Source organism: Streptosporangium longisporum (assembly GCF_039534895.1).
Taxonomy (GTDB): Bacteria; Actinomycetota; Actinomycetes; order Streptosporangiales; family Streptosporangiaceae; genus Streptosporangium; species Streptosporangium longisporum.
Window position 1 is genome coordinate 1,521,162 of the sequence record NZ_BAAAWD010000006.1, and the last position, 20,479, is coordinate 1,541,640.

Consider the following 20,479-nt stretch of genomic DNA (forward strand, 5'->3'; position numbering starts at 1 on the left):
CCTTTCGCGCGGGCGGGCTTCCGCGCGGGCGGGCTTCCGCGCGGGCGGGCTTCCGCGCGGGCGGGAGGGTCGGCGGGCCGGGCGATATCCGGATGCGTCCCCACGAAGAGGGCGGAAGAATGCGGGGCGGGACATCCCGCTCGCCGGGAGACCGTCACGGGAAGGACACCGGACACGGTGCGGAACATCGTCGCGCGCCCCTACGAGGGCCCCGCCGACCTGCGCAGGATGCAGGATCTCGTACGGGCCGCCTGGCACCCCGCCGCCCGGCCGCACGTCGGTGCTCTCGCCTGGAGCCGGTTCCAGCACGTGGGCCGGGAGGCGGAATGGCCGACCATGCTCTGGGAGCTCGGCGACGAGACGCTGGCCTGGGGGTGGGCGACGCCTCCGGGCGAGCTGGAGCTGTTCGTGCATCCCGGGCACGCCGAACTGGCCGGCGAGGTGCTCGCCTGGTTCCACGGGGTGACCTCCCGGGCCGGGACGATCTCCCGGACTGAGACGACCGGGACGGCCGTGACGATCCTCGCGGGCGAGGAGGAGCTCGCCGCGACCCTGGTCCGGCACGGATACCGGCCCGGACCGGCGGACGCGCCCTTCCTGCTGCGCATGGCGCGCGACCTGGGCGACCTGCCGGAGCCCGAGGTGCCGGCCGGTTTCACCGCGCGGCACGTGCGCGGCGAGGAGGACGTGGCCGGGCGGGTGGCCGTCCACCGGTCGGCGTTCGCCCCCTCGTCGGTCACCGAGGAGAGCTACCGGAACGTCATGCGCGCGTGGCCGTACCGGCCGGAGCTGGACTGCGTCATCGAGGCACCGGACGGCCGCCTGGCCGCGTACTGCCTGATCTGGCCGGACGAGGTCAACGGTGTCGGGGAGCTGGAACCGGTCGGCACGCACCGGGACTTCCGGCGGACGGGACTGGCCCGCGCGGTCTGCCTGTACGCGCTGCACCGGCTCGGGCGGACGGGGGCGGGAAGCGCGATCGTCCACCCCCGGGGGGACGCGGGCCATCCGGTGCCCGCCCGGCTGTACGAGACGCTCGGCTTCCGGGTCGTCGACCGGACGGTCCGCTACACGCGGCTCCGATAAAGCGCATGCGCCTTTCTCGATCCGACATATCCCTCTTATATTGAAAATTCCCCTACGACGATCATGAGATCGCACGCGGCCTTATAACTCTTACTTACTGGCAAGCGGCATTACAGGGTTGATCTCACCTGGCAGCGGATAGACGTCACATATGCGAAGCACCATCCACCGCTGTCTGGTCACCGGCCCGACCTTCGCCCTGGTCACGGCCCTGTTCTGCGGGACCGCGGGCGCCATGGTCGATCCGTCCCCGAATTTCCGGCGCGTTCCCCTGCCCGACCAGTTCACCGCCATCAGGGAGGGCAGCAGGGGAATCGAAGTATATAACGTGAAAAAAAGGCTTAAGCGACTTGGCTTTCCCCCGGGAAATCTCACCCTCACGTACGATCCCGCCCTCCGCATGACCGTCTGGGCCTTTCAGAAGGCCAACGGGCTGAGACCGGTCAACAGGATCGACCCTCCGACCTGGCATGCCCTGCTGCACCCCCGGCCCATCAGGCCCCTGGTGAGGAACGGCGAGTCCGAGCGGACCGAGATCGACCTGCGGCGCCAGCTCCTCACGGTCTGGAGCCGCGGGCGACCGGTGCTGGTCAGCCACATCTCCACCGGCGCGGGCAGGCCGTACTGCGAGAAGGGGCACTGCGGCTTCGCCGAGACCCCGGCCGGGGACTTCCGGGCCGGGCAGCGGGCACCGGGCTGGTCCACCGGGATCCTGGGGTCGATGTTCCACCCGGTGTACTTCAACGGCGGCATCGCCGTCCACGGCTCCACCCTCGTCCCCCGCTACCCCGCCTCGCACGGCTGCGTCCGGGTCCCGCTGCACAACGCCGTCGACCTCTACCGGCTGCTCCGTCCCGGCCACCCGGTCCACGTCCGGCGCCCCCACCTGCGCGACGGGCACCACCAGGAGTCCGGCCGGGAGCCGGACCTGCGCACTCCCGGCGGACGACGCGGGACCTCACGCGACCCCGGCCCCGCTCTCCGGCTCGCCCGCTGAGGACGTCCTGTCGAGGACGTCCCCGTCGAGGGCGTCTCATTGAGGGCGTCCCGTTGAGGGCGTCCGGGGAAGGCGTCCCGAAGAGGATCAGGCGTCGAACAGCGCGCTGACCGACTCGCCGTCGTGGATCCGGCGCATGGCCTCGGCGAGCGCGGGGGCGATCGACAGCACCGTCAGCCTGGAGTCGGGCTTGACGTCGGGGACGGGCACCGTGTTGGTGCAGACGACCTCCTCGACCTCGGCCCGGTCGGCGAGGCGGTCCACGGCCCCGTCGGCGAAGAGGCCGTGCGTGCAGGCGACGCGTACCGAACGGACCCCCCGCTCGCGCAGGCGGTCGAGGAGTTCGATCACCGTCGTGCCCCGGGCGATCTCGTCGTCCAGGATGATGACGTCCTTGCCCTCGACGTCGCCGATCACCGAGCTGATGACGACGCGGTCGTCGCTCAGCCGCTGCTTGGCCCCCATCGCGACCCCCACGCCGAGCATCCGCGCGAACGTCGCCGCCTCCTTGGCGTTGCCCAGGTCGGGGGAGACGATGACGGTCCGGGAGAGGTCGTACCGGCGGAAGTGGGCGGCCAGTTCGCGCAGGGCGTGCAGATGATCGACCGGGACGCTGAAGAAACCGTGGACCTGGGGCGAGTGCAGGGTCATGGTGAGCACCCGGCCGGCCCCCGCCGCCACCAGGAGATCGGCCACCAGGCGGGCGCCGATGGAGATGCGGGGGGCGTCCTTCTTGTCCGAGCGGGCGTAGGCGTAGTGCGGCATCACCACGGTCGTCCTGGCCGCCGAGGCCCCCCTGGCGGCGTCCAGCATGAGCAGCAGCTCGACCAGGTTCTCCTGGACCGGGGGGACCAGCGGCTGGATCAGGAACACGTCCCGTTCCCGGCAGTTGGCCTGGAGCTGCACCTCCATGCAGTCGTTGGCGAAGCGCTTGACCCGGACCGGATGCAGCGGGGTCCCGAGGTGGGCGCAGATCTCCGCCGCCAGCTCGGGGTGGGCACTACCGCTGAACACGGTGATGTCTCGCACGAGGCGCTCCTTGCCTGTGTGGTGGTCCGGACCGGCCGGTCCTGCGGCCGTGTCACCGGCGGACCCCGGGCCGGACTCCGGTGTCGCTCCCAAGCATTGCGGACGGCCCGTCGGAACGATCGGACGGGGTCCGGGACAGGCCGGAACGACGATCGTCTCCGGGGGTGCCGTACCGGCACGCCGGGAGAGGTACGCGAAAAGGCGGCGGAAGTGCGGCGGAAGGGCGAGGCGCGGCCGACGCGGCACGGGAGGGCGGCCGACGGGCCGGTGCGGCATGGAGAGCGGTCGACGAGCCGATGCGTCGTGGAAGGACGGCCGGCGGGCCGGTGCGTCGTAGGAGGGCGATGGGTGGCCGGTGCGGCACCGGAGGGCGGCGGGCAGACTGGGCACATGCGAACCCGCGTCGCCGTGGTCGTCCTGCTCGCCGCCCTCCAGGGCGCGGCCGGATGCTCGTCCGGCGAGTCCCCGGCACGGCCGCGCAGCGCGTCCCCGTCCTCCCCGCCACCACCGTCGGCCTCCCCGCCCTCCACCGCGGCCCCGCGAGGCTCGACGAGCTCCGTGATCGTGGAGTGCGACAGCATGATCGCCTCCCAACGCGCCCCCTCCCCGAATCTGGAGATCGTCGGCGGCGCCGTGGCCCTGCCGACGAGCAGGACGTACGAGCGGGCTTTGCAGGTGTCCGAGACGAGGCTGCCCGACGGGAGCGAGGGCCTGTTCGCCAAGCAGGGCCTCATGGTGCGGCGCGGACGGCATGTCGAGCTGACCGTGCCGGAGAGGGTGACCGACCGTTTCTGGCTGACATGGGGCCGGCCGGGCCCGACCGGCATGCGCGTGGTGGATCGCTGCGACGCCGAGAACGAGTGGATCGCCTTCGTCGGCGGGTACCTCGCCCGGAAGGCCGGGTGCTTTCCGGTCCTGGTCAGCGTGGACGGACGCGCCTTCCGGGAGGTCCTCATCGGCGTCGGCGCGCCGTGCCCGGGACAGGGACCCGCCCCCCGTCCCTGAACCGCGTCCCGTCCGGTTCGGCCGCACGAGCGGGGCCGGTTCCGTGCCGGGCGATGAGTTCGGCGGTCGCCGCGGGTTGTACCGGCGACACCACGCCGAACAAGACGGAGATTGGTCATGCCGATACCGCACCTGCCCTGTCAGCCGTACCGGAAGGTGGCCGGCACCGGCCCGGCCCCGTCGTCGCCGACCGGCGCACCAGGTGACGCGACCGCGTCCACCGCGTCCACCGAGGCCGCCGAGGCCGCCCGGGTCATCCCGACCGCCCCCGGCATCCCGGTCCCCCCGGCCACCCCGGTCGCCCCGGTCGCCCCGGCCGCGCCGGCCGTGCGGACGGTCCGGTGAACGCCCCGGTCACCGGCGCCGCCCCGGCCCGCGCCGGGCGCCGGGCGTACGTGGGCCTGGCCGTGCTGGCGCTTCCCACGATCCTGGTCGCGCTCGACATGAGCGTGCTGTACCTGGCGATGCCGCACGTGGCGGGCGGCCTCGGCGCCGACGGCGTCCAGCAGCTGTGGATCGTCGACATCTACGGATTCGTCCTGGCCGGTCTGCTGGTGACGATGGGCACCGTCGGCGACCGCATCGGCCGTAAGCGGCTGCTGCTGATCGGCGCGGTGTGCTTCGCCGCCGCCTCGGTGCTGGCGGCCTGCTCCACCGGCCCGGAGATGCTGATCGCCGCCCGTGCCCTGCTGGGGGTGGCCGGCTCCACCATCATGCCGTCCACGCTCGCGCTGCTGAGCACGATGTTCCCCGACCCGAGACGGCACGCGACGGCGATCGCGGTGTGGATGGGCTGCTTCATGGGCGGCACCGCGCTCGGGCCGGTCGTCGGCGGCGTACTGCTCGAGTCGTTCTGGTGGGGCTCGGCGTTCCTGATCGGCGTGCCGGTCATGGCGCTGCTCCTGGTCCTCGGCCCGAAGCTGCTGCCGGAGCACCGCGTCCCGGACGCGGGACGTCTCGACGTGGCCAGCGTCGCCCTGTCACTGTCCACGGTCCTGCCGCTGGTGTACGGGCTCAAGCAGACGGCACGCGACGGCCTCGACGTCCTGACGCTTGCGGCCCTGGTGGTCGGGCTGGTGAGCGGGACGCTGTTCGTGCGCCGGCAGAACCGGCTGGCCGACCCGCTGCTCGACCTGAGGTTGTTCCGCGACCGTACCTTCCGTACCGCCCTGCTGATGACGTTGTGCGCCGGTCTGACCGGGGCGAACCAGCTGTTCGTCTCGGCGTACCTGCAGTCGGTCGAGCAGCTGTCACCGCCGGCGGCCGCGCTGTGGATGCTGCCGCCGGTCCTCGCCATGCTCGTCGTCATCCAGCTCTCGACGGTGCTCATCCGCTGGGTCCGGCCCGCGTACGTGATCTCCGCGGGGCTCGTCCTCGCGACCGCCGGGTACCTGCTGCTGACCCTGCTCGACGGGTCGGGAGACCTGCCCCTCACCGTCACCGCCCTGGTCGTCGTGAACATCGGCATCGGCCCGATGGGCGGGTTGTGCGCGACGCTGGCGATGCGGTCCGCGCCACCGGAGCGGGCCGGTTCCGCCGCGTCGCTGACCGAGACGGCCGGTGAGTTCGGCATCGCGATGGGCATCGCCACGATCGGCATCGTGGGCACCGCCCTGTACCGGGCCACGATCCACATCGGCGACGCCGTACCGGAGGGTGCGGCCGCGATCGCGCGGGAGAGCGTGGGCGGAGCCCTGGCCGTCGCCGGTGGCCTGCCCGCCTCCACGGCCGGGCCCCTGCTGGACAGCGCGTACCAGGCGGTCACCGCGAGCCTGCGGGGCGGCGCCGTGATGTGCGCGGTCCTCACCACCGCCGCGGCGCTGACGGTGCTGGCGGGACTCCGGGACGTGCCGGCCGGCCATGCCGGGACGCACTGAGGACGCGGGCGACGTCCGTGCTTTCATCCGTGCTTTCAGAGGAAGCGGGAGCTGCGGACCGGACCGGGAGAGCGGACCCGGTCGCGCGGGCCGCCGGCCGGCCACAGCGGAGCGACGGCGGCCACGAACCCGGCCAGCGCCTCGTCGGTGTCGGGAGGCGTGCCCCCGTCACCGTCGTCGGGGGCGGGGTCCGCGCGCAGGATCTCGTCCGCCAGCTCCTCCGCGGTGCGGTCGTCGGCCGGGGTCCTGTCCGCGGCACCGTCGGCCGTGAGGCGCATCCGCTCGTCCCAGGGCGCGACGACCGTCTGGTAGAGCAGCCCGTTGACGTCGGCGCTGACGGCGGGCGGGTCGGTCCAGCACGTGGCGTGCTCGTACAGGACCTGCCCGTCCGCGCGCCCGTGCAGGGCCACCAGCAGGTCGTGGCCGGCCTCCCCGAGGTCGTAGGCGATCACGACGGTGTCGGCCCGGCCGGGGACGAAGGGCCCGGCGGGCAGCCCCAGCACCTGGGACGCCGCCAGGCCGAGCGCGCGGTCGCCTCGGCCCGGCAGCAGGGACACCGTCCGCGGGCTCCGCCCGGCCGCCTCCAGCACGGTACGCAGCCGCTGCAGGCCGTACAGGCAGGTGCCGAAGCCGTCGCTCACGTAGGCGTACCTGCCGGTCATCCCCTCGTCGAAGCCGTAGGGGGACAGGGTGGCCAGGACGCCTCCGGTCAGGGCGAAGTGCCAGCCCCGAAGGTCCCGGTCGCCGAGACGGCCGAGGTCCCGGACGGCCCGGGCCCGCGCGAGCATCCCGGACAGGCGTCCCCGGACCGGTACCCAGTACTCGTCCTCGGGAAAGGGCAGCCGCGCCGACTCCGCGACGGCACGGGCGAGGTCACCGGCCATCAGCGCGTTGTAGGCCAGCAGGTAGCGGTCGGGCCACGGGGGCAGCTCCGCCTCGTGCTCGGCCAGTACGGACACCGCGTCACCGTGCCGGTGCTCGTCCTCCAGGGCGGCGACCAGCTCCCGCAGGATCTCCGACGACCCCGGGTCCAGGCTCAGCGCCGCCCGCAGGGCGGGAACCGCCAGGAAGGAGGCGCCTCGCTCGACGCACGCGTACCCGTAGGCGTACAGCGCCCGCGGCCTGCCGGGATCGGCGGCCACGTCCGCCGCGGCCTCGGCCAGATCGGCGAATCCCGCGAGCTCCGCCGCCCGTCCGGCGAGCGGCGCGATGTCGCCGACCGCGAACCGGTCCGCGGTGAAGCGCAGACGACGCATGAGACCGGCGGCGTCACCGGCGTCCGCCAGGGCCCACGCCTCCTGAAGATCGCTGTCCATGCGACGAAGCTACCGGGGCTGCTGCCAGGAATCACCAGATTTGTCCGGCCGTACCGACCCGGTCACAGCGGAGCGCCCCCGAACCCGATCTCGTTCCCGTCGGGATCCCGGTAGGTGGCCTTGCGCACGCCGTTGGAGTAGGTCTCCCGCTCCGCGGGGTCGAGCCCCCGCCCGGCGATCTGCGCGACGATCGCGTCGAGGTCGTCGAGGTCGTCGACGAAGATCGTGTGCAGGGCATGACCCGCGTGCTCCGGCCGCTGCTCGACGAACACGAACCGGTGCTCCGCGAGCTCCCACACGGCCTCCGTGTCGCTCGCGACGAACGCCGGCGGAGAACCCAGCAGCCGTTCGTACCACGCCAGGGCCACCGCGTACTCGGTGACCGGAACACCTGCGAACAGATCGAGGGGCATCCCGCGATCATACGAATCCCGCCGCCTCGCCCGGTTCGATCGATGGCGAGAGCGAGTCGGCGCCGTTTCGGGATCCGGAGCCGCACACCCGCCCACGGCGAACCCGTGCCGCGAGCCGACGTGCGAGCAGTGGCGCGGGCACGCGGGCTCGGCCGGCAGGGGACGGTGGTCCTGCCCGGGCGTGACGGATCCTCAACCGGCCGTGGGAGTGGTCTCGGCGACCTTCTTGACGTACTGATTCCGGGCCTCGATCAGCCCGGCCATGTAGCGGCGGAGAACCAGCCTCTCGGCGACATCTCCGACAGGCCCGAAAGGCGCGGTGAACTCGATGACGTCGCTCATCACCGTGCCGCCGTGGCCGTCGGGCCGGAAACGGTGGACGTGGTGCCAGCGCTCGAAAGGACCTGACACCTGCTCGTCCACGAAACGGTCAGGGCGATCGTAGGTGCTGATCACGGACGTCAGCCGCCAGCGGACGCCGAAGTGCCGTGCCCGCCACGTGACGGTGTCGCCCAGCCTCAGGGCACCGGAGGTCACACCTCCGACCGCCCGCTCCGAGGATCGCGCCATCGAGGCCGCGTGAACGTCCACGTCCACCGAGACGTCGAAGACCCCTTCCGGCGCCGCCATGACATGCGTGACGATCTCGAAGTCCGTCATGCGCCAAGCCTAAGGCGGCACGCTCCGACCGTCATGTCCGGCGGGTCGAGGCCGTCGACGCGGGGACACCTCACGGCCTCGGCCAGGAACGTACGCAGCGTGGCGCGGACGCACTCGTCCGCGGGCACGCCCGTGGTGAGGTCGTGGCCCGCCCGGGAGAAAACGGCGCCGGGGAAACGCCGGCCACCTCGGCAGGCGTGGTGGTGTCGAACCTGATCGGCCACGCCGGCACCGTGGTCACCGGGACGGTCCGCCACCTCTGGATCCGGCCCGTCGCGCAGGAGGAAGCGACGGGCACTTCAAAAGGACATATGCATTACGGACCCCTTTGTGTGACATCAAGCAGTGCACCCCTCCATGGACGTCACATATGGGAGATCCCTAATCCCTCAACGATCGCCACGGGCTCAGGCTCCGGGGAAGATGACGGATGCCCCTTCGCAGCCTTGGTGGTGATCGATCATGAATTCGTGGACCGAGGAGGAACTGGCGCACGGCTGGCACAGCGCGGCTCACCTACGGCGATCCTTGCTGGCCGGCTGCCCGGTGCCTCGGCTTCCGCCCCAGACCGTACGACTTCTCCCCGGTGAGATCCTGCACGGAGACACCCAGCTGCGCCACGAGGTGTGGTACGGCATGGACGTCACCTACACGCATTCGACGTTCGCCTTCGGCGGGCCGGTGATGTTCGCCGCAGGCCTGCTGGCGAGCGCGGCCGGAAACGCGCACCGGCGACGCCAGGCCGAGGCCATGGCGGCTCAGCAATGGCGGTTCCACGGTCACAACCGCACCATGCTGACGAGCCATCGGGTCATGGCGTTCGCCTCGGACCGGTGGGTCACCTGGGAACACCGGGCCATCGTGGAGTTGTGGCCGACCCCGCAGGACTTCACCTTCACCCTGGTCTTCAACGGCACCGACCCGCTCCGCCTCACGGGTCCCGGCGCGCCATGGTTCAGCGTTCTCCTCGCATTCCAGCTCTACGGCCCCGCGTTCCTCGCGGAACGCCCGGAGTTTCACAGCATGGGAACCCACGTACCGTCACCTGGGCACGGTCGCGTGATCGAAGGAGCGCGGGAACGCGAAACCTGGGGCGACCCGGCAGGAGGGACCTGAGCGGCCATGGCCACCGTGCTCACGCTCGAACGCGAAAGCCTGTTCCTGTCACCGGCCGAGGAACGCGAAGGTCTGCTCCTGTCGTCGGTTGAGGAACGCGAAGGTCTGCTCCCGCCGTCTGCTGAGAAGACGGCCGCCTCCGCGCGGCCGGGGCGACGTCGGCACCCGGCCGACGACCGGCCCGGACGCTCACCGGTGGGCACCGACACGGCCGGTGCGCTCCGGCACGCGGATCGTCACCCGAGGGGCGGTCGAGACGCGCCGCGTACCGTGGTCCCATGAACGGTCGTGATCCCCGACTCACCTACTGGGACGCCGTCGGCGCCGAGAAGACGTTCACCCACCCCGTCGATCCCGGCTGGACGGCGACCATGGGACGGGAGGCTCGAATCCTGGACTACGGCTGCGGTTACGGCCGTGTCATCGCCGAGCTGAGCCGCCAGGGCTTCTCCGACGTGTCGGGGGTGGACCTGTCCTCCGCTCTGATCGCGCGGGGGCGGCGGTTGCACCCCGACCTGCGCCTCGCGGTACTGGAGTCCCCGCCACACCTGCCGTACCCGCCGACGAGCTTCGATGTCGTGCTGCTGTTCGCGGTGCTGACGTGCATTCCCAACGACGATGCACAGCGGGCGCTCATCGCCGAACTCGTCCGCGTCCTGGCACCCGGCGGGCTTCTCTACATCAGCGACATGGTGCTGCAGGACGACGAACGAAACCGCGATCGCTACGCCACCCACGCCCGGCGATTCGGAACCCCGTACGGGGTGTTCGCCACCGACGACGGTGCGGTGGTGCGACACCATGACATGGCCGGCCTGTACGCCCTGCTGCCTGAGTTCGATCTCATGGAAGAACGCCGGATCTCCGTCGTCACGATGAACGGCCACCCAGCGCGAGCAGTGCAACTGCTGGCCCGCAAACGGTGACCCGTACCGAGGAACGAAGCACGAATCGTCGATCGGTGCCAGGCCACGATCATCCCGGAGACATCAGCTTCGAAAGAGCCGGATGAGCGCGACGGCTATCACCACGGGGATGACGATCGCCGCTACGAACACCAGAAGAAGGAAGATCCCGAACGCGGAGTAGATCACGGTCTGCTCCTGTCGACAGGCTGAGCATACGCGTGCCCAAGAAGCGGAGCGGCGGCGGGGAGAGCACCGGCTACGTCGGGCGCGCGGTGCGGGTACGGCCAGGACTTCGGCCGGGATCGACGCCCATGCCGCACGCCAGGCCGGTGGACGACGGACCGCGCGGTGACGCGGAGCGCCGGCGCCTTGACACCTACGGGACCGTGACTCGTTTCGCAGCCGGTCGCTGAGCATGACGCGGATGCATTCCCGCTTTGAAGGGGGTGTCGTCTCCTGAGCAGCCGTCCGAGCTGGACGTTCTCTCACCGGGTACCCCTGGCTGTACCTCCGTTCGGGTGTACGTGGGAATGACCGGGAGGGCTCGTGCCTGGTGTGCTGATGGCTGTCGGTCGATTCCTCTGTAAAGAAGGCGAAATGGCAGTCAACAGCCAACCGGATGTCGAGCAGTATCCGAGCCGGACCGGGCTTCGAGGTCTCATCCGTCGCAGTCCACTGATCAGTTTCTTCGTGCTGGCCAACCTGATGAGCTGGATCGCCTGGATTCCCTACATTCTTTCGTCGACCGGCCTGGGGGTCTGGGATTTCACGTTCCCCACGCGGTTCGGCGGCTCGCAGATCCTCGGGGTTCTTCCCGGCGCCTATCTCGGCCCCATCCTCTCCGCGTTCATCGTGACCGCGGTCGCGGACGGCAGGGAAGGCGTCCGTCGATGGGCCAGGCGAATGACGAAGTGGCGGGTCAGCTGGATCTGGTACCTCGTGACCCTCCTCGGTGTTCCCGCCGCCATCATCGTCTCCGGTCTCGCGGTGTCCGGCGGAGACATCCGTCTGCCGCCTGTCATCGTGCTGGTGGCCTACCTGCCGAGCCTGCTGATCCAGATGGTCACCACCGGTCTGGCGGAAGAGCCCGGCTGGCGTGACTTCGCCCTGCCTCGCATGCAGCGCAGGTTCGGTCCTCTGGGCGGCACCTTCATCCTCGGCCCGCTGTGGGGCCTGTGGCACCTGCCGCTCTTCCTGAGCGAGTGGGGAGGGTGGCCGGCTGTGACGTGGATGAGGGTCGGTGAGTTCATCGTCTTCTGCTGCGTCTTCAGCGTGGTCGTCACCTGGGTGTTCAACAGGACCGGTCAGAGCCTGCCGCTCGTCATACTGCTGCACGTCGGCGTCAACAACTTCATGTCGCTCGCCTACTCGGACATGTTCCCCTCGATCGCCAACGTCGAGCAGGCGTCCCGGGTCACCCTGCTCGCGGGCACCGTGGCGGCGATCGCGGTGATCGTCGCGACCCGCGGCCGCCTTGGCTACCGTCCGGAGGAGGAACCCACCCCGGAGGTCACACATCAGAACTGAACGACATGTCGCGGTGCGTCGGCACCCTGATCAGGCTCAGCCGCTCATGTCGGCCGGGCCTGCTCGGGGATGTCGTCGCGTATCGCCAGAGGCACGAGCTTAGGCGGACAGGGCCGCAGTCTCTCCCCAGGCATGGATGAGCCTGTGACATGTGCCGGCCACCGACTCGGCTCCGGCGCACGGTCAGGAGCTGATTCCGCCCTCTTCGTCCTCTTCCTCTTCCGGCCTGAACGGTTCCAACGGACGGACACCGAGCACCCATCCGGCTGCGACACGCGGAAGACACGCCTGCACTCCGTTGAGCTCCTCCCGTCCGATCGACCAGTCCATGACCGGTGATTCCTCGCCGAGGATGACCGCCTCCATGAAGTCGTTCCAGCGCCCGTACGAGCTGAGCAGGACGACCTCGTCCGGCATGTCCAGGTCGAGCATCACACAGCGGGCGTACTCCTCCGGGGTCTGCGGACACAGGAGCGCTTCCGCCACCAGCGCCACGCGGTTGTCACGGGTGTCCGGCCCCGCCCACGCCCACACCGGTGGCCGGTCTCCACTGACGAGGCCGCGCCGTGCCATCTCCGCCACCATCTCCTGGTAGCAGGCCCGATAGTTTCGGACCATGATCCGGTCCCAGTCCCCGAGCAGCTCGCCGGCATCCTCCAGCGACTCGAGAACCGCTCGATGTTGCACCGTCCACAAATGCATCGCGCGATTGTGCCCGCGCAGGGACAGAGCGGTCCACACGATTGTCCGGGAGCGTCGGTGACGGTGCGGCCGGTGAGAGACACTGCTCGGGCCGCCCAGGCCCCGGGCCGGTCGGCGGATCATCGGCATTCAGGCAAGAACCGTGACGGAGAGACGGCCATACCGGCCTGAGTGAGCCAATGATCCCTCAATGATCCGGATGCCTCGCACCAGGATCAGTGGACGGGTGTTCTGGCCGGTGGAGCCCAGGAGGTTCGAACTCCTGACATCCTGCCCGCAAGGACGCATGTAGATCTTGCTCGGCCTGCGAAGACGCAGCCCACGGCACTGATCGTGTTCCTCGTTGCTCCCCGCCGTTTCCCCCTCGCGAAACACCGGCCGTCCGGGCGGGAAGCCGATCCGGGTGAACGGGTGAAAGCAGGTGATGACACACCTTGCTACCCGAGCCTCAAGGAATTGCGCATGAGTGAACAGGGCCGGAGATGACGACGGGATGGAGCGTGGAGACCGAGCGGATCTGCGACGCGGCCATCATCGAGCGGTCCCGTCATGAGCCCGACCGGTTCGCCGACCTGTACGACAGGCACGCGGAGGAGATACATCGATACGTCACGCGCCGGCTGGGGCGGGAAACGGCAGACGACATCACGGCCGAGACCTTCCTCGCGGCGTTCCGCCACCGGGACCGGTACGACCTGACCTGCGACGACGCCCGCCCCTGGCTGTACGGCATGGCCACCAACCTGATCGGCAAGCACCGCCGCGCGGAAGTGCGGTTCTTTCGTGCCATCGCGCGTACCGGAGTCGACCCCGCCATCGGGTCGATCGCCGAGGAGGTGACCGAGCGGGTCGGCGCGCAGAGCATCCGGCGGCAACTGGCCGACGCCCTGGCCCGCCTCAACGCGGGGCAGCGCGACGTACTGCTGCTGGTCGCGGCGGGCGGCCTTGATCAGGAGCAGGTGGCCGCGGCACTCGGCATCGCCGTCGGGACCGTTCATTCCCGGCTGCATCGCGCCCGAAAGAAGATGCGTGAGGCACTGGGCGGAGTGAACCCCACCGATCCTGCACAGAGGGAAGGCAACCGATGAACGAACTGACCGAACTCGAACGGATGTGTGCCGAGGTGGAGCCCGCCTCACCGCAGGCGCTGGCCTTGGGCCGTAACAGACTGCTCGCCGCCACGCGTACGAGCACGACCAGGACACCTCGCCGGTGGCCGCGGCTCGCGGTCACCGGAGCGCTCGCCCTCACCATGGCCGCCGGGCTGATCGCTGTGAACGTGACGGGGGAGACGCCGAGTGAGCCTTCCGCCGTCGCAGCCGCCGCCGTACTCGATCGAGCAGCCGAGGCGGCAGAGGCCAGTCCGGATCCCACCCCGCGCGACGACCAGTTCGTCTATGTCAAGGAGGCGCGGTGGTCCGGGGCACCCGGCGCCACCCCTCACGCCCGTACCGACGAACGGTGGGAATCCGTCGACGGCAGTCACGCCGGGCTGAGGATCGAAAACGGCAAACGCGTTGTGATTCCCCCGCCCAAGCCGGGCGAGTACCACATGGCGCCGATCCGCTACATCGAGCTACGGACGCTCCCGACCGACCCTGACGAACTACTCGCCCACATGCGGAAACTTACCGGCAACGGCTCCGACAAAGAGGTCGCCATGTACCTCGCCGGGTTGCTGTCCAACCCCGTACTCCCCTCGGACCTGCGGCCCGCGGCTTACCGGGCGCTGGCAGAAGTGCCTGGGACACGAGTGCTTCAGGACGTCCCGGACGTGACGGATCGCCGAGGGCTGGGGATCGCGTGGGAACCCGTGTCGGAGCTCGGCGGCTCGGAGATGGTCCTCATCCTCGACCCTCACACCTTCGCCTATCTCGGTACCCGTCACACCTACGTGGAGGACGCCGGCCGCGACGGTGTCGCCAAGGGCGACAAGATCGTCGATTGGGCCGCGCAGCTGGCGGCCGGCGTGACGGACACCGCAGGCGCGCAGCCATAGAGAATTCACCTGGTCAAGTACGACGTGACCCGGGTGTACCCGAAGCCGGCGGTAGTTGATCCCATGCCTTCGGTTCTCCGGTGAACCATCACCGTACCGACGTTCGATGAACATGACGCGTAAGCGCCGGATCGTTGCTCATCGCCTCCGGCGCCGTGCTGGACCCGATGCTGCGGTAGATCGCAACCGGAAACGGCCGGTGGCTCGATGGGCCCGTACGGCAGGCTCTTGAGCACGCTATGAGCAGACCTTCGCGGGAGACGGTGCCCGGGCCACTCCGACACTTTCCCGCGATATGGGTCAGTCTCGTTCTCGGTGCTCCTTCCGCGGAGGTCACTGTCCACCGAGACGGGAGAACGTTCACCGTCGAGTTCATCGGAGCTCGATGGCCGCGCCCGTGGCGCACTGGCAAAAGGATCGGGACGTAACGGGCACGGGAGCGGAAGAAGGCCGAATGAAGATCAAAGCCCAGGTCGCGGCGACCATGCCCGACCTGGGCTTCTTCGTGTCCGTGAGGGTGGTGGAGCCCAGGAGATTCGAACTCCTGACATCCTGCTTGCAAATCGGTCGGATCTCGGGCTGTACAGGCTATGAGCTGGGTGGAGGGCTACCCGCGAGTGACCGTGACTGCCCCCTGTTGACCGCCCTTAATGGCCCGCTAATGGCCCGGTGGTCGTCCGCCCCTCAGGGTCGGCCGGTGCGGCTTTCTGGCTCTCCGTGGTTCCCTGGTGCGGGCCGGGGTGACCGGCACGTACGCGGTACATGCTCGACCCGCTGAAGGTGACCAACACTTACTGAGCCTTATAGCGACATGGGATGATCCTTTCATGGATCGGACCTAGCGTAGTGAGGGCTGTGCATGTCTGCGAATGAGCTGGGGAAGCGCTGACCTGCGGGGGAGGGGGTCGAGTATCCGTGGTTCCCCGTGAGTCCCCCTTTATCCCCCTCCTGACGGGCACGCAACGGGCACGCGGAGGGCACGGAGAACATCTGCCCCTTCGTCGCACTGGTACCCGGCGGGCTGGGGCTGAGGAACGAAGTCCCAGACCTTCGATCGCCCCCGACCCTGAACGGAGATCAGCCCCCATCAGGCGATCGTGAGGGCTGTACTCGTACTCCAAAGCCCTGACTTCATCGGATGGAGGCTCCGGCCGGGAGTGCAAACGGCCTTGACCAAGCTCGTCTGGGCGAACACCGTAGAGGCCAGTAATCTCGCATGGAAGGGACGCGCATGTTCGGTCTGGGCTGGCTCGAACTTTTGTTTTTTGCGGTCTTGGTGCTGGCCATCGTCGCTGTTTTGGTGATGCTAGTCCAGCGGCGATAGACGGGGCGGTGGTGCGGCCTCGGTGCGGCGGGTTGGCTGGGTACGGCGGGTGCTGGGTGCGGCGTGCGGCTCTGAGTCCCGCCGTCGGCTGGGACCGGCCCCCAGGCCGCATGCCCGGCTGGCGGGCGGGCGGCGGGCCGTGCGGCGGCGCGCCGCGCCGCCGCCTTGGTGGCCGGCGAGCCGGACGCCTTCGTGTTCCTCGGCAAGCGCGGGGGATTCCTGCGGGGCAACAACTTCCGGCGTGAGGCCAGGTGGGCGGACGCGCTCAAGGAGATGGGCGTCAAGGGCCTGCACTTCCATGACCTGCGACACACCGGCAACACGCTGGCGGCGCAGTCGGGGGCGAGCCTGGCCGATCTCAAGGCTCGGATGGGACACGACAGTGACCGGGCCGCGTTGATCTACCAGCACGCGACACGGGACGCGGATCAGAAGATCGCCGACGCGCTGAGTGCACGGGTGGAAGACGAACGGGGGAGAACGATGGCGTCGGGGCGGCCACACCGGCTTGAGTGAGCTAATGGCCCGTTAATGGCCCGGATGCCTCACACCAGGATCAGTGGACAGGTGTTCTGGCTGGTGGAGCCTAGGAGATTCGAACTCCTGACATCCTGCTTGCAAAGCAGGCGCTCTGCCAACTGAGCTAAGGCCCCGAGATTCAAGCCGGTGGCCTGGGGAGATGTTCCCCGCACACGGCCTGCTTCAGTCGTACACGGTAGCAACAGGACCGACCCCTACGCCACTTGATTGGAAGCGGCGGGCGGCGCCGGGCACGGGCTCGGCGGGGCCTCAGCGGGCGGCGACGGCGACCGGGGGCTCGATCAGGGTGTCCGCCAGGAGGAGCTCGGGAAGATCCGCGACGGAGTCGAGGATGTGGGTGGCGCCGCCCTTGAGGAGACGTTCCCTGCTGTGGACACCGGTCATGATCCCGGCCACCAGGGACGCGCCGGCGCGGCGGCCGGAGAGCATGTCGCTCTCGGAGTCACCGACGACCGCGACCTGGCGGACGTCCTCGACACCCAGGCGCATCACCGCGGTGAGGACCAGGTCGGGCATGGGGCGGCCACGGCCGGCGTCCTCGGGGCACAGGGCGAGGTCGATCTTGTCGGCCCAGTTCAGGGCGGACAGCACCCGGCCGAGCATGGCGCGGCTGAAGCCGGTGACGAGGCAGACCTTGACGTCGGCGCCGCGGAGCTTGTCGAGGGCCTCGACGACCCCGGGCAGCGGGACGAGACCCGCGCGGTCGAGGGCTCCCTCGTAGGAACGCTCGAACGTCAGGTTGGCCGCCTGGGCCTGGGCCTCGTTGTCCGGGAAGATGCCCCGGAAGACGTCGATCGTGGAGCATCCCCGGGACCGGTGCACGTGCACCATGGCACGGGCGTACGCACCGGTCCCGGGCACGATGCCCTGCGTGGCGATCGCCTCGGCGAACGCCCGCTCGACCATGGCGACGTCACCGACCGTGGTGCCTGCCAGATCCAGGCAGACAAGCCTGATGGGTGTCACTCCATCGTGAGCAAGGATCATGAAAGCACCCGAATCGGTAGCCGCGTTTGTCAGTTCTCGCTGCCGGTGGCCTCGGTCCACAGGTCGAGCTCGGCGCGGTCGGCCTGCACCTTGCGCCAGACCAGCAGCCCCCCGAGGGCGACGATCGCCAGAACGAGCAACTTCTTCACGGTGTGACCCCATCTTCTTGAGAAGTCTCACCTGCCGGGGTGAGACAACGCCCGGTTCGAACGGTTCCCTGCAGCCTAGCAAGGGACCGGGCCATGATCCGGTTCGCCTGACCGAGCCGCCAGGGCCGATCTACGCCAACCGGGTGATTGCCACCATCATGCCGTACGCTCGGCGTTCCGATGATCACGGTCCGCCGTGACCCTTGCCGCGAAACCATCCTCGTTCTCACGATAACCCCCGCACGGACCTGCCCTCGCCGCCCCCGGGTCACGGCCACCGGACCGCGGTGGGCCGTACCCGGGCGGGCGGCCTCGTGACCGGCGGTTCCGGCCGCTCCGGCATGATCCGGCCGGGGACGAACCTGACCGGACGGGGCAGACCCGCTCGTTATCGATCCCGACGGTGGAGATCCACGGGCCGGTGGATCCACGGCCCGTGAGTACGGGCAGGAACGCCGAGGACGGGACGGCCACCGGCGGGGCTCAGGTGGCCTGGACGAGGTCGGCGTAGTCGGGGTGGCGGTCGATCCACTCCTTCACGAACCAGCAGAGCGGGACGATCCTGGCCTCCTCCGCGCGGGCCGCGTCCAGCGCCGTGCGGACGAGCGCGGACCCCACCCCCCTGCCCTCGTACTCCGGCTGGACCTTGGTGTGCGGGTAGACGATGACCCCGTCGCGCCGGACGAGGTCGAGCCGTCCCGCGGGCCTGCCGTCCACCTCCGCCACGAAGGAGTCACCACCGGGAGAGAGCCTGACGTCCACCTGCATGGGTTTCTCCTTCACCAGAGGCCGTACGGGGTCCTGCGCGGGTCCGGGGCCGGACGGACGGGGCGGATCCCCGCCGGGGGTGCCCGGCCGTGTCGTCATCCTCAGCCGATCTCGCGCGGTGTTCATTCCCGTCACCCCGCGATCCCCTGCGCTGCACGAGACCGCTCCCACGCCCCCGTCGCTCTCGAAGGACGCCCCTGGTCCCCGCCGCCCCGGAGGAACGGTCCGCCGATTCGTACGTACCGGAAACTGGGAAGTGGCGAGCCGTATCGCGGGGAGCCCGATTGAAGGATGATGAGAGCAGGTCCGGTACTGCCGGTATCCATGGCGATCAGCCGGCACACCTGTGCTGTCCGGGCAGACGTCGGCTGACCTTCATGCGCACCTAGAAGGTGATCGCGATGACGGGTGACATCGACCACGGCTCACTGCGCGTCCTTTTCACCGCCCGGCCGCCCGGCGTGCGCTGCGAGGGCGACATCGACCTGTGTACGCGGGACGTCCTGTCCCGGGCGCTGAACATGGCGCTGGAGAGGGGCACCGGTGATCTCCACGCCGACCTGCGGGGCGTCGGTTTCGTCGACGTGGGCGGGCTGAGGGTGCTGGTGGAGACGGCGTTCGGGATGTCCGGCGGCCGCAGGCTGGTCGTCGAGGGGCTCTCACCGCACACGCGCCGGATCGTGGAGCTGTGCGGTTGGACGGGGATACTTTTGGTCCGTCCGGAGAACCTATCCTCTGGTGGGATAACTACAAATTGCTCCTCAGTTGTACCGTAAGTGTTCTCTAGAGGAATTCGGAGGACCACAGCTGAGAGCAGCCGGATCGACCCCGTCCCCCGTCACCGGGCTTCCGCCCGGGACGACCCCGATCGGGTCGTCACGCTCCCGTTCCGCTCCGGCCCGGCCCGGCGGCGTCTCGGCCGCCTTCCCCTCCACCCGACCGTTTGCAGAGGTATATCCGTGAGCGCTGCCGTCCGCGTGACCGACGTGTCCGACCCCGCCGTGAAGGAGATGCTCCTGCTGGCCGTGGCCGGCGAACTCGACTACAGCAATGCCGAACGCTTTCACCATGATCTGCACCAGGCCATCGGCCAGGCCGGTGGTGATCTTGTGATCGACCTCACCGAGCTGACCTTCTGTGACTCCACCGGGATCCAGACCTTTTTGAACGCCCGCAAGGCCGTCCAGGACCGCGGGGGCAGCATCGTCCTCGTCAACCTGCATCCCCGCCTGGAGCGGCTCTTCCACCTGACCGGTCTCCTGCAGGCCTTCGGCGTCCAGCCCACCGTCGCCGACGCCGTCAGTTCCCTGCGCCCGAGCCAGCCGTCGTAGCCGATCGGCCCGGCCTTCGGATATTCGAGACGGATCCCGCCGAACGAACATCCGATGGCCGTGGCGGTCGTAAGTTGGCAACGAGCGGGCAGGTGTCTAGCATCGTGTAACTCGTCAGCAACGCCCTGATTCTGGAGCAAGTCGGCTCGCCCCCCGGTGACTGCCAGATAAGGCGACGTCAAGGGGGTGTCGTGACCGCCGACCACGGCCAGCACTGGCCGATCGACGAGGATCTCAGCACGCTACGGGAGCGCCTGCACGATCACGCCGTTCAAGCCGGCATGCGGGGCGAGCGCCTGGACGATCTCCTCCTCGCGACCAACGAGGCGGTCATCAACGTCCTGGAGCACGGCGGTGGCAAGGGCACGCTGGACATCTGGCGGAACGAGACCCATCTGACCGTCGACATCACCGACACCATGGGACTGCTGGGACGCGAGCACGTCCCGACACAGCGCCCCACCGGTACCGTGCGGGGTTTCGGCCTGTGGCTGATGACCCAGTTGTGCGACGAGTTCACGATCGAGCAGATCACCGAGGGGTCCCGGGTCCGGCTGCGGATGGACCTGCGCGTCCCGTCGCCCCACGGTGGATCACGCGGCCCGGCCGGCTCCATGCGCGAGGATCCCGGCCAGGAGGGGATTCAGGCCTCGCGCTGAGTCCCGGACGTCACAGACATCATGGACGACACGGACGACACGGACGACACGGACGACCGGTGGGCGTCGCGGGACGCCGAGGTCAT

The 20,479-nt window shown here is 69.6% G+C and carries 23 protein-coding genes and 1 tRNA gene; 15 read left to right on the top strand and 9 right to left on the bottom strand.

What is annotated here, in order from left to right; translation table 11 throughout:
* Window positions 1-177: 177 nt before the first annotated feature.
* Entirely contained in the window at window positions 178-1,086 is a 909-nt protein-coding gene (locus ABD832_RS11085; protein ID WP_344892255.1) for a GNAT family N-acetyltransferase, read from the top strand.
* Window positions 1,087-1,321: 235 nt separating this feature from the next.
* Window positions 1,322-2,083 carry a L,D-transpeptidase family protein gene (locus ABD832_RS11090; protein WP_344893432.1) on the top strand — a complete coding sequence of 254 codons (762 nt, stop codon included), beginning with the start codon at window positions 1,322-1,324 and terminating at the stop codon, window positions 2,081-2,083.
* Window positions 2,084-2,170: 87 nt separating this feature from the next.
* Here the strand turns inward: ABD832_RS11090 and ABD832_RS11095 are convergent, their stop codons facing one another.
* Complete coding sequence (locus ABD832_RS11095; RefSeq protein ID WP_344892259.1) at window positions 2,171-3,112, bottom strand: ribose-phosphate diphosphokinase; 942 nt, start codon at window positions 3,110-3,112, stop codon at window positions 2,171-2,173.
* A gap of 390 nt (window positions 3,113-3,502) precedes the next feature.
* Between ABD832_RS11095 and ABD832_RS11100 the strand changes: the two genes are divergently transcribed.
* The 3 genes from ABD832_RS11100 (at window position 3,503) to ABD832_RS11110 (ending at window position 5,994) form a co-directional block, all read left to right on the top strand.
* Window positions 3,503-4,117 carry a hypothetical protein gene (locus tag ABD832_RS11100; protein WP_344892262.1) on the top strand — a complete coding sequence of 205 codons (615 nt, stop codon included), beginning with the start codon at window positions 3,503-3,505 and terminating at the stop codon, window positions 4,115-4,117.
* Window positions 4,118-4,234: 117 nt separating this feature from the next.
* Complete coding sequence (locus ABD832_RS11105; RefSeq protein ID WP_344892265.1) at window positions 4,235-4,462, top strand: hypothetical protein; 228 nt, start codon at window positions 4,235-4,237, stop codon at window positions 4,460-4,462.
* Window positions 4,459-5,994, top strand: a complete 1,536-nt coding sequence (locus ABD832_RS11110; protein WP_344892268.1) for an MFS transporter — start codon at window positions 4,459-4,461, stop codon at window positions 5,992-5,994. The genes ABD832_RS11105 and ABD832_RS11110 overlap by 4 nt, the downstream gene beginning before the upstream one ends.
* Window positions 5,995-6,029: 35 nt before the next feature.
* Here the strand turns inward: ABD832_RS11110 and ABD832_RS11115 are convergent, their stop codons facing one another.
* From ABD832_RS11115 to ABD832_RS11125, 3 genes are all read right to left on the bottom strand, one after another.
* Entirely contained in the window at window positions 6,030-7,310 is a 1,281-nt protein-coding gene (locus ABD832_RS11115; RefSeq protein ID WP_344892271.1) for a tetratricopeptide repeat protein, read from the bottom strand.
* A 62-nt stretch (window positions 7,311-7,372) separates the two neighbouring features.
* Window positions 7,373-7,723: a VOC family protein gene (locus ABD832_RS11120; RefSeq protein WP_344892274.1), complete on the bottom strand. Its 351-nt coding sequence runs from the start codon at window positions 7,721-7,723 to the stop codon at window positions 7,373-7,375.
* A gap of 192 nt (window positions 7,724-7,915) precedes the next feature.
* A complete protein-coding gene (locus ABD832_RS11125) occupies window positions 7,916-8,383 on the bottom strand; it encodes an SRPBCC family protein (protein WP_344892276.1) in 468 nt (155 codons plus the stop codon).
* Between the two features lie 462 nt (window positions 8,384-8,845).
* Between ABD832_RS11125 and ABD832_RS11130 the strand changes: the two genes are divergently transcribed.
* From ABD832_RS11130 to ABD832_RS11145, 4 genes are all read left to right on the top strand, one after another.
* On the top strand, window positions 8,846-9,499 hold the full coding sequence (locus tag ABD832_RS11130) for a hypothetical protein (RefSeq protein WP_344892279.1): 654 nt from the start codon (window positions 8,846-8,848) through the stop codon (window positions 9,497-9,499).
* Window positions 9,500-9,505: 6 nt separating this feature from the next.
* Entirely contained in the window at window positions 9,506-9,781 is a 276-nt protein-coding gene (locus ABD832_RS11135; RefSeq protein WP_344892282.1) for a hypothetical protein, read from the top strand.
* Window positions 9,778-10,425 carry a class I SAM-dependent methyltransferase gene (locus ABD832_RS11140; protein WP_344892285.1) on the top strand — a complete coding sequence of 216 codons (648 nt, stop codon included), beginning with the start codon at window positions 9,778-9,780 and terminating at the stop codon, window positions 10,423-10,425. The genes ABD832_RS11135 and ABD832_RS11140 overlap by 4 nt, the downstream gene beginning before the upstream one ends.
* Window positions 10,426-10,953: 528 nt before the next feature.
* Complete coding sequence (locus ABD832_RS11145; RefSeq protein ID WP_344892288.1) at window positions 10,954-11,934, top strand: CPBP family intramembrane glutamic endopeptidase; 981 nt, start codon at window positions 10,954-10,956, stop codon at window positions 11,932-11,934.
* A 183-nt stretch (window positions 11,935-12,117) separates the two neighbouring features.
* Here the strand turns inward: ABD832_RS11145 and ABD832_RS11150 are convergent, their stop codons facing one another.
* Entirely contained in the window at window positions 12,118-12,675 is a 558-nt protein-coding gene (locus ABD832_RS11150) for a DUF3841 domain-containing protein (RefSeq protein WP_344892291.1), read from the bottom strand.
* A gap of 461 nt (window positions 12,676-13,136) precedes the next feature.
* Between ABD832_RS11150 and ABD832_RS11155 the strand changes: the two genes are divergently transcribed.
* The 3 genes from ABD832_RS11155 (at window position 13,137) to ABD832_RS11165 (ending at window position 16,475) form a co-directional block, all read left to right on the top strand.
* Window positions 13,137-13,724 (top strand): RNA polymerase sigma factor, encoded by a 588-nt coding sequence (locus ABD832_RS11155; RefSeq protein WP_344892294.1) that lies wholly within the window; start codon window positions 13,137-13,139, stop codon window positions 13,722-13,724.
* Window positions 13,721-14,635: a CU044_5270 family protein gene (locus ABD832_RS11160; RefSeq protein ID WP_344892297.1), complete on the top strand. Its 915-nt coding sequence runs from the start codon at window positions 13,721-13,723 to the stop codon at window positions 14,633-14,635. Before ABD832_RS11155 ends, ABD832_RS11160 begins: the two co-directional genes overlap by 4 nt.
* 1,492 nt (window positions 14,636-16,127) lie before the next feature.
* Window positions 16,128-16,475 carry a tyrosine-type recombinase/integrase gene (locus tag ABD832_RS11165; protein WP_344892300.1) on the top strand — a complete coding sequence of 116 codons (348 nt, stop codon included), beginning with the start codon at window positions 16,128-16,130 and terminating at the stop codon, window positions 16,473-16,475.
* Between the two features lie 61 nt (window positions 16,476-16,536).
* Here the strand turns inward: ABD832_RS11165 and ABD832_RS11170 are convergent.
* The 4 genes from ABD832_RS11170 to ABD832_RS11185 all read right to left on the bottom strand — a co-directional run bounded on the left by ABD832_RS11170 (window position 16,537) and on the right by ABD832_RS11185 (window position 18,403).
* A tRNA-Ala gene (locus ABD832_RS11170) sits at window positions 16,537-16,612 on the bottom strand.
* 136 nt (window positions 16,613-16,748) lie between these two features.
* Window positions 16,749-17,465, bottom strand: a complete 717-nt coding sequence (locus ABD832_RS11175; protein ID WP_344892303.1) for an HAD family hydrolase — start codon at window positions 17,463-17,465, stop codon at window positions 16,749-16,751.
* Between the two features lie 50 nt (window positions 17,466-17,515).
* A complete protein-coding gene (locus tag ABD832_RS11180; RefSeq protein WP_279778966.1) occupies window positions 17,516-17,635 on the bottom strand; it encodes a DLW-39 family protein in 120 nt (39 codons plus the stop codon).
* A 483-nt stretch (window positions 17,636-18,118) separates the two neighbouring features.
* Window positions 18,119-18,403, bottom strand: coding sequence for a GNAT family N-acetyltransferase (locus ABD832_RS11185; protein ID WP_344892311.1), 285 nt, complete (start codon window positions 18,401-18,403; stop codon window positions 18,119-18,121).
* A 401-nt stretch (window positions 18,404-18,804) separates the two neighbouring features.
* Between ABD832_RS11185 and ABD832_RS11190 the strand changes: the two genes are divergently transcribed.
* From ABD832_RS11190 to ABD832_RS11200, 3 genes are all read left to right on the top strand, one after another.
* Window positions 18,805-19,179, top strand: coding sequence for an STAS domain-containing protein (locus tag ABD832_RS11190; RefSeq protein ID WP_344892314.1), 375 nt, complete (start codon window positions 18,805-18,807; stop codon window positions 19,177-19,179).
* A 183-nt stretch (window positions 19,180-19,362) separates the two neighbouring features.
* Window positions 19,363-19,734, top strand: coding sequence for an STAS domain-containing protein (locus tag ABD832_RS11195; protein WP_344892317.1), 372 nt, complete (start codon window positions 19,363-19,365; stop codon window positions 19,732-19,734).
* Window positions 19,735-19,925: 191 nt separating this feature from the next.
* On the top strand, window positions 19,926-20,393 hold the full coding sequence (locus tag ABD832_RS11200; RefSeq protein WP_344892320.1) for an ATP-binding protein: 468 nt from the start codon (window positions 19,926-19,928) through the stop codon (window positions 20,391-20,393).
* The last annotated feature ends 86 nt before the right edge of the window (window positions 20,394-20,479 follow it).